Below are 6,948 nucleotides of genomic sequence, written 5' to 3' on the forward strand. Positions count from 1 at the left end.
CTCATGGGCTTATTGTAGTTTATCCAGACTTTTGACCAGCAAACCTATATGGAGGAGGGCTTTCCTCCCGACACCAAGCCTGCGGCTATGGTGCGCGCCTCCAGCCCGAAAATTTGGTGAACCATTGGATTGCCCTGTTTGTTTTCATCCCTCTTCCCCATGAGGTGAGGGGATCCTGCCTATCGCAGATCGGTTTGCCCTCCCTCGCTGGGATGGCTTTCTTGGATGATCAGAGCAGGATTTTGTGAATTCAAATCCCAAGTGCAGGCCAAGCCTTCTTTGCCGAGATCTCTTCGCTTCCCTCAACTCCATTGATGACTTAGCCTATTTACCCTAGGAGACACTATGGCAACTCTTTACTTCAGCCCGCTTTTCGAGGTACAAGCTCTGCAAGCGGAGCCCAACCGGGGACGCTCTCGCTCCTTCCTGCCCACTCCTCTGCAGGTTTGGGAGAGCGACGAAGCCTACACCGTCCAGTTGTGGGTGCCCGGTGCCAATCGGGAACGCTTCCACATCGAGGCCACGGCTCAACAGCTCTCCATCAGCGGCGAGATCCAGGTTCACGGCCCTGAAGGTGCTGAATTGCGCTACCAAGAAGTGGAGCCCCAACCTTTTCAACGCATCCTCAAGCTGGCCCGCCGCATCCAGCCGGAGAAAGTCTCGGCCACCTATCGCGACGGCATCCTCACCCTCACTCTGCCCAAAGCCGACGCAGCGCGGGTGATCAAAGTCCAAGTGGGCGCCTCAAACCCCACTACTCCGACGGAAGCCGTGACGGTGGAAAGCCAACCTGCCTAGGATCCCCCTCTTTTCGGGAGAGGGGCTGGGGGTGAGGATCCACTGCACGCGCACCTCATCTCCCACCTTAAAATCCAGCGCCCGGCTGGCATTGCCTCGGTTTTGCACGATCTCCACCCAGCCGGAGCTGCCCACCAGGGCCAGCACTTCCCCAACTTCTCCCTCAGCAAAGGTGGCCACGGAGCGGACGGGGATCCCTTTGACCGAGGCGCTCCAGCTTCGACCTTCCACCCACTGTCCGGGCAGGTTGGTGATGCCGTTGCCGAAGTGGTCGATGGCCTGGACCAGGCCGCGACAGCCGTTGGTCTCCATCTGGGGTGGCGGCCACTCCCAGCGGGTTAGTTCTGCTACGTCTAGGGGATCCCCCAGCTCCGCCAAAGGGATCCCGTTGGCCAGATGAGCGGCAACCGGGGCAAAAATATCCCGCCCATGAAAGGTGCGGCTGGGAGAGGGGGTGCGCCAATAGCGGGGCCGGTTGAGTTCCACAGCAGCCAGCGCCGGAGTTTGGGCCAAAACGCCGCTGAACAGGCCATTGTCAGGGCCAACCAAAAAGCCCGTCTCGGTTTGGATGGCTACCGCCCGGCGGCTACTCCCCACCCCTGGATCCACAACGGCCAGGTGAATGGTGCCCGACGGCAGATAGGGGTAGGCCGTCATCAGGGCAAAGCGAGCCGCCGCCACATCCTGAGGCGGGATCTCGTGGCTGAGGTCGATGAGTTGAGCCTGTGGGGAAAGGGTATGAATCACCCCTTTCATAATGCCCACATAGGGATCCTGCAGGCCAAAATCCGTCAACAGGCTAATAAAAGGCATACCCTTTTGAGGCTTGAGGATCCCAGTTTAAGGATCCCAAAAGATAACAGCGCTTATGGATGGGGTGGCTAGCGGGCGGCAAGAGCGGGTTCTGGGCGTTTGTACACCTGTCCCAAACGCGCCAACTGCTGCACCAACAAACTCAAGAACAGGCCCACATCGGTCACAATCCCCACCGACTCCAGGGATCCCCGATCGGCCAGCTTGGTCACCACTGCCGGGTTAATGTCCACGCAGATCAGCTTGACCCCGGCAGGCGTCATGTTCCCGGCACCAATGGAGTGCAACATGCTGGAGAGCATCAGCACCATGTCGGCCCCCTGTAGCAGCCGTGCGTAATCCTGCTGGGCCTTGATCAAATCCATCTCCGTATCTGGCAGCGGCCCATCGTCGCGGATGGATCCCGCCAGGGAGAAGGGCACCTGAGCGCGAATGCACTCGTAGAACACCCCACCGGTAATCACGCCCGCTTCCACCGCAGCCCGGATGCTGCCATACTTGCGGATGAGGTTGATGGTTTTGAGGTGATGCTTGTGGCCGCCCTTGACCGGCGTGCCCCGCGACAGATCCACCCCCAGCGAGGTGCCGTAGAGATTCTGCTCCAAATCGTGAACGGCAATGGCATTGCCCCCCAGCAGTGCCTGCACATAGCCTTCGCGGATGAGGGTGGCCAAGTGGGATCCGCCGCCTGTGTGGATGACCACCGGCCCTGCCACCACCACCGTTTTGCCGCCCCGCTCCTTGATTTGCCGCAGCTCCCAGGCAATCTGCTCCACCAGGATCTCCACCCGCCGCTCGCTGGAGACCCCCGATCCCATAAAGGTGAACTCCTGGGAAGAGCGCTCTTTGCTGGCCTGGCGCACGGTGCGGATCCCTTCCACCCCACACACCACGGCATCCCCCACCTGCAAATCTCGAATCAGGGTGCAATAGGCTGAAAACTCCGTCTTGCCATTGCAATCGGATCCCTTGACCACGATCACCCCATCCATGCGCTGCCGCTGCACCGGGATCCACTGGCCGGCCACCCGCACCTGCGTGGGATAGATGGTGGTGACATAAAAATCGTCGGGCGCTACCCCTGCTTTCTCTACCCGCTCCAGACGGGCATCTTGCTGGGTTTCCTCCGAGAGACGGGCCCCCTGCTCGATCAAGGCGCTGAGAATGGTGTCCAGGGTCTCTTCGGTGGGAGCGGAAACGGCCAGTTCCACCGTGGAAGTGCTCTGCCGTTTTTCCCCAAGTTGAAACTTGAGGATCTGGAAGCTGCCGCCATTGTCGACAATGCAATCGACGGCTCTGGTGAGCAGGTCGCTGTCCACCAAGTGTCCCTGGAGGGTCACCGTCCGGCTGAGCACCGTGGCCACCGGATCGGTTTGGGGAGCCACCGTCTCGTCGAGGCGCAGCGTCAGGCACTTGGCCGCCCCACCAGCTTTCAGGAACTCCGTCAGCTCCGTCTGCACCACCGCAAATCCCCGCTCCTGTAGGGCGGCTTCCAGCTCTGGGCTGACCCGATTCACCAAGATCGTGCCGTTCACATCCACGGCATTGCAGGCAAAGTGAATGGCATCCGCCTCCTGAACCGGGATCCGCTTTTCGGGGGGCACCCGCATCTCGATCAGGCGGTTGGAATAAGCATCAAAAGCCGGCGGGTAATAGAGCAAATAGCCTTCGGAGAGGGGGCAGAAGCAGGTGTCCAGGTGGTAGAACCGCTCGTCCACCAGCCGCAAAGACAACACCTCGATCCCCAGCCACTTGGCCAAGTAGGGGTGAGACTCCAACATGGAGCGAAAGCCGTAGCCCGCCCACAGCCAGCGCCCTGCCCGATCCAACAGAGCATCTCCCGCCCCCTCAAAAGCCAGGGCTGGCGGCAGCTCATAGACGGTGTAGCCCTGTTCCTCAAACCAAGCCTTGAAATGGGGCTGTTCCCCCTGCCGCTCTGGGTGATAAAAACGGCTCAGCACCACCTTGGATCCCAGAATGAGCCCGGCATTCGCCGTAAACACCATATCCGGCCATCCCGGCACCGGCTGGATCAGCTTCACCTCCGCCCGTTGCGAGAGATGCGAATAGAGAGCCTGCCACTGCTGCAGCGCCCGTTCTCGCGAAGAGCGGTGAACATTCCCCACCATCCAGGGGTTGATCACATAGTCCACCTCGTAGTGATCGGGTGGGCACATCAAATACCGAATGGCACCAGGCATAGATCTCAGAGCGCAATCTGCAGCAGGGCATCCCCTAGATTAGCAGTTGCGTGAGCAGCATCCTCAAGAATCATGAAAGAATCATTATTTGTGGGAATCTTTCGCCAGCTCTGGCTGCAGTGGGCTGGGATCGGCAATGTTGGGCAACTCCAGACAGTAGCCCGCCCCATAGACGGTTTTGATGTACTGGGGGTGGCGGGGATCCGGCTCCAGCTTGGTGCGCAGGTGGCGGATGTGAACACGGATGGTCTCGATGTCGTCGTCGGGCTCGTAGCCCCACACCTCCTGCAGGATTTCGCTGGGGGAAACGGTCTGCCCATGTCGCTGCATCAGACAGTGGAGCAGGTCAAACTCCAGGTGGGTGAGCTTGATCGTTTTGCCGAACCACAACGCCTCAAAGCGCTCCGGCACCAGCGTGAGAGGGCCATAGGTGAGGATCTCCCCATGCTTGGCCGCCTGTGGGATCCGGTCTGAGCGACGCAGCAGGGCCCGCACCCGCACCAGCAGCTCCTGCACCTCAAAAGGCTTGGTCAGGTAGTCGTCGGCACCGGCATTAAAGCCCTCGATCTTGTCCTGGGTTTGGCCGAGGGCGGTGAGCATCAAAATCGGGATCTCGCTGGTGCGCTCCTCCCGCCGCAAGCGCTGACAAACGGTCAGGCCATCTACCTGGGGCAGCATCAGGTCGAGGATGATCAGATCGGGGAGAACTTGCAGAGCCAGTGCTTGTCCGCGCACCCCATCGGTGGCCTTCACAACCTCGTAGCCCGCCAACTCCAGATTGATGCGCAGGATATCCAGAATCGAAGGGTCGTCCTCAATAATGAGTATGCGAGCCATAGCCGGTTGCAGCCCAAACTGCGGATAAAACGTTTTGTTAAATGTGCTAACAAAGAGCCGAAGCTTTACGACTGGAAGTTTACTTAATTTTAGCCTCATTGCAAATCTTACTGCGAAGTTAACCCGCAGGGTTGCCCAGCCCGGAGCCGGATGCAGGGGAAACTTTTCAACCCGTTTGGGGCAAATGGGTGCGTTTTTAAGGCCTACGGCCCGCTATCGCGAACGGATCTCCCTTTGGGGGAAGTGCTCCGCACCGCTGGCGCGAACGCGGCGATGAGGCGGCGGGTGTAGTCTTGCTGCGGCTGCTGGTAGATCTGGGAAGCGGGGCCAAGCTCTTCGATGCGGCCCCGGTTCATGACCATGATGCGGTCGCTCATGAACTTGACCACGCTCAGGTCGTGGGAGATGAACAGGTAGGCCAACCCCAGTTCCTCCTGCAGATCCTTGAGCAAGTTCAGCACCTGGGCCTGCACGGAGACATCCAGGGAAGACACTGCCTCATCGCAGACGATCAGGCGGGGCTCCGAGGCCAGGGCGCGGGCAATACAGATCCGCTGCCGCTGTCCTCCGGAAAACTGGTGGGGCAGGCGATCTAGCGCTTCCGGATCCAACCCTACCCGTTCAAACAGGCGTTGGGCCCGTGCTCGTCGCTCAGCAGCATTTCTCCCAATCCCGTGCAGGGCCATCGGCTCTATGACGCTGGCTCCCACACTCATGCGCGGATCCAGTGAGGCTGCCGGATCCTGAAAGATCAGCTGAATCTCGCGGCGGAGACGACGTAAGCGTTGGGGCGGCAAGCGGAGCAGCTCCTCGCCGTCGTAGATCACCTGGCCAGAGCTGGCACGGACCAGGCGCAACAGGGTTCGCCCCAGGGTGGTTTTGCCGCAGCCGGATTCTCCCACCAGCCCCAAGGTCTCTCCGGGGTAGAGGTCAAAGGTGATCCCATCCACGGCCCGGATCTCGCCCACCTGGCGGCCAAATGGCCCTCGACGGACGGCGTAGTGGGTTCGCAGATCCTGCACCTGCAACAGGGGGGGCTGACTGTACAGCCGGCGCAGCCGTTCTTCCTCTAAGGACTCCGTCCCGCTTACGCGAACGGCAGCCGGGATCTCCACCTGCTGCCACTGCTCCTCTGGGGATCCCCCTTTTTCCAGAAAATCCTGGACGGTGGGCAACCGCCGCAACCGCCGCTCCAACACCGGGCGACAGGCCAACAGGCCGCGGGTGTAGGGATGCTGGGGATCCCGAAAGATCTGCTCCACCGATCCCTGTTCCACAGCTTGGCCCCGGCGCATCACCACCACCTGATCTGCCAGTTCGGCCACCAAATTGAGATCGTGGGTGATGAAGAGGATGGCCATCTGCCGGTGCTGCTGCAGCTCCCAGAGCAGGCGCAGGATTTCCGCTTGCACCGTAACATCTAGAGCGGTGGTCGGCTCATCGGCAATCAACAGTTGGGGATTGGAGGCGATGGCACAGGCGATGGCCGCCCGTTGGATTTGGCCGCCGGAGAGCTGATGAGGGTAGCGCTCCAGCATCTGGGGAGAAAGCTGCACCTCCTCAAACAGGCGAATGGCTTGGGCGCGGATCTCCGCCGGGCTCAGGGAGGTGTTGGCCCTCAAGGTTTCCTGTAACTGCTGGCCACAGGTGTAGAGGGGGTTGAGGGCGGTGCTCGGCTCCTGGAAAATCATGGCGATCTGGGATCCGCGATAGCGCCGCCGTTGCCGGGGATCCAACTGCAGCCAGTCCACCGTTCCGTTGGGGCCCTTGAAGAGGATTTTGCCCTCCACCCGGGCCGAGCTGGGCAGCAGATCAATCAGCGTCAGGGCGGTCATGGTTTTGCCGGATCCCGACTCCCCCACCAGGCCTAAGGTCTGGCCGATCCCGATCTGGAAAGACAGCCCGTCCACCACCGGGGATCCCGAGGGCTCGCCAGCTGCACGGCTGGGCAAGAAAACCCGCAGCCCTTGTACGGTCAGCAAGGCAGAATCGGCAGTAGAGACAGCCTCAGTCATGGCGACGAAAGTGCTCCGCACCGCTGGCGCGAACGCATTAGGGGAATTGGCAGGATTATAGACTACCGCCCCCGCCTTGGCCTCCAAAGTGCTCCGCACCGCTGACCAAAAGGCGCGGCAAGCCCCGTCCTTCAGGGCAGGGAAGGATAGCGCGAACCGTAGCCTATATCGTTGTCATCACGCATAGGTCAAGAATACGATTGAGCGGTGCAACGACTTCAAGCCTTCAAGTACGAATTGCTGCCCAACAGCCAGCAGGAACGGCAGATGCGCCGCTTTGCTGG

Annotated in this window: 6 protein-coding genes; 2 read left to right on the forward strand and 4 right to left on the reverse strand. The window is 60.7% G+C overall.

All coding sequences use genetic code 11. From position 1 onward, the window contains the following. Positions 1-345: 345 nt before the first annotated feature. Positions 346-798, forward strand: coding sequence for an Hsp20/alpha crystallin family protein (locus ACVWXZ_RS14040; RefSeq protein ID WP_457404345.1), 453 nt, complete (start codon positions 346-348; stop codon positions 796-798). On the opposite strand, the gene ACVWXZ_RS14045 is transcribed toward ACVWXZ_RS14040, so the two are convergent. The 4 genes from ACVWXZ_RS14045 to ACVWXZ_RS14060 form a co-directional block, all read right to left on the reverse strand. Continuing rightward, positions 745-1,611 carry an SAM hydrolase/SAM-dependent halogenase family protein gene (locus ACVWXZ_RS14045; protein WP_457404346.1) on the reverse strand — a complete coding sequence of 289 codons (867 nt, stop codon included), beginning with the start codon at positions 1,609-1,611 and terminating at the stop codon, positions 745-747. The two genes, ACVWXZ_RS14040 and ACVWXZ_RS14045, sit on opposite strands and share 54 nt — an antisense overlap. A 68-nt stretch (positions 1,612-1,679) precedes the next feature. Beyond that, positions 1,680-3,812: a bifunctional arginine dihydrolase/ornithine cyclodeaminase gene (argZ, locus tag ACVWXZ_RS14050; protein WP_457404348.1), complete on the reverse strand. Its 2,133-nt coding sequence runs from the start codon at positions 3,810-3,812 to the stop codon at positions 1,680-1,682. A gap of 84 nt (positions 3,813-3,896) precedes the next feature. Further along, positions 3,897-4,649 carry a response regulator transcription factor gene (locus tag ACVWXZ_RS14055; RefSeq protein ID WP_414342492.1) on the reverse strand — a complete coding sequence of 251 codons (753 nt, stop codon included), beginning with the start codon at positions 4,647-4,649 and terminating at the stop codon, positions 3,897-3,899. Positions 4,650-4,852: 203 nt separating this feature from the next. Then, positions 4,853-6,664 carry an ABC transporter ATP-binding protein gene (locus ACVWXZ_RS14060; protein ID WP_457444755.1) on the reverse strand — a complete coding sequence of 604 codons (1,812 nt, stop codon included), beginning with the start codon at positions 6,662-6,664 and terminating at the stop codon, positions 4,853-4,855. A 207-nt stretch (positions 6,665-6,871) separates the two neighbouring features. Here ACVWXZ_RS14060 and ACVWXZ_RS14065 point away from each other — a divergent pair. Beyond that, a partial coding sequence (locus tag ACVWXZ_RS14065) for a helix-turn-helix domain-containing protein (protein ID WP_414381514.1) occupies positions 6,872-6,948 on the forward strand: 77 nt, incomplete at its 3' end.

It is taken from the genome of Thermostichus sp. MS-CIW-38, assembly GCF_054058415.1.

Coding starts and splice junctions, on each gene's coding strand:
- ACVWXZ_RS14040 (WP_457404345.1), top strand. CDS start 346: ATGGCAACTCTTTACTTCAGCCCGCTTTTCGAGGTACAAGCTCTGCAA.
- ACVWXZ_RS14045 (WP_457404346.1), bottom strand. CDS start 1,611: ATGCCTTTTATTAGCCTGTTGACGGATTTTGGCCTGCAGGATCCCTAT.
- argZ (WP_457404348.1), bottom strand. CDS start 3,812: ATGCCTGGTGCCATTCGGTATTTGATGTGCCCACCCGATCACTACGAG.
- ACVWXZ_RS14055 (WP_414342492.1), bottom strand. CDS start 4,649: ATGGCTCGCATACTCATTATTGAGGACGACCCTTCGATTCTGGATATC.
- ACVWXZ_RS14060 (WP_457444755.1), bottom strand. CDS start 6,664: ATGACTGAGGCTGTCTCTACTGCCGATTCTGCCTTGCTGACCGTACAA.